This is a genomic window from Treponema sp. R80B11-R83G3 (assembly GCF_054786115.1).
Genome location: NZ_BDHF01000248.1, coordinates 1 through 1,134 on the forward strand (window position 1 = coordinate 1; position 1,134 = coordinate 1,134).

Below are 1,134 nucleotides of genomic sequence, written 5' to 3' on the forward strand. Positions count from 1 at the left end.
AATTTCCTGCCCGTGCGCCTTGGTTTTGTCTGTCCCAATGGGATTTTTCGCAGGTATTGGAGCCGCCGCAAAAAACGGCATTCTTGTAAAGGGCGGCAATTTTCTGGAAGCGTTTAACAAATTGGATGCGGCAGTGTTTGACAAAACAGGAACATTAACGCGAGGCGTGTTTAAGGTTACGTCAATTCAACCGGAAGCCGGATTTACCGAGAGCGAATTACTTGAGTTGGCGGCTGACGCGGAGTCGTTTTCCAATCACCCAATCGCGTTATCTGTCATGCGGGAATACGGAAAAAAGATGGAAAAGTCCGGTCTTGCGGAATATCAAGAATATTCAGGGTACGGGGTAAGCGTGGTAAAAGACGGAAAAACTATTTTAGCGGGCAACCAAAAACTGATGAAAAAAACGGGTATAAGGTTTAATGAGTCATGGAAGCATGGAACAAAAGTTTATGTCGCGTATAACGGGATATTCGCGGGAATTATCGTTATATCGGACGAAATTAAACCCGACAGCCGTTACGCAATATCAGCATTGAAAGAGAGAGGAGCACGAAAAACTATAATGCTTACTGGTGATAATCCGTCCATCGCGCAAAGCGTCGCCTCTGAATTGGGAATAGATGAAGTTTACGGCGGATTACTGCCGCATGAAAAAGTAGAAATACTGGAAAAATTAATAGAAAAGAAAAACGCAAAAAGCAAACTAGCCTTTGTAGGAGACGGCATTAACGACGCGCCTGTTCTTTCGATAGCGGACATCGGCGTCGCTATGGGCGCGTTAGGGTCAGACGCGGCAATTGAAGCCGCAGACGTGGTACTGATGACAGACGAGCCTTCAAAATTGGCGCAAGCCGTGGACATATCGCGGTTTACGTGTAAAATAGTTACGCAAAATATAATTTTTTCGTTAGGCGTAAAAATTATTTTCCTTGTTTTTGGCGCGTTTGGAATTGCAGAAATGTGGGAAGCAGTCTTTGCCGACGTGGGAGTCTGTTTATTGGCAATTCTTAATTGTATGAGGATATTAAGGGTTAAGTGCTAAGAGAATTATATATATTTTGACAAATAGGTTTTTATGTTTTTCTTATCTTCTTTTGCAAAAGGGGAAAAACGAACTGTGTATTTCAATCG

The 1,134-nt window shown here is 43.0% G+C and carries 1 protein-coding gene; it reads left to right on the forward strand.

The features are described 5' to 3' along the window. Window positions 1–1,045: heavy metal translocating P-type ATPase (locus ACYVRH_RS13060; RefSeq protein ID WP_461257334.1), on the forward strand; the 1,045-nt coding region annotated here is incomplete at its 5' end. Between the last annotated feature and the right edge of the window lie 89 nt (window positions 1,046–1,134).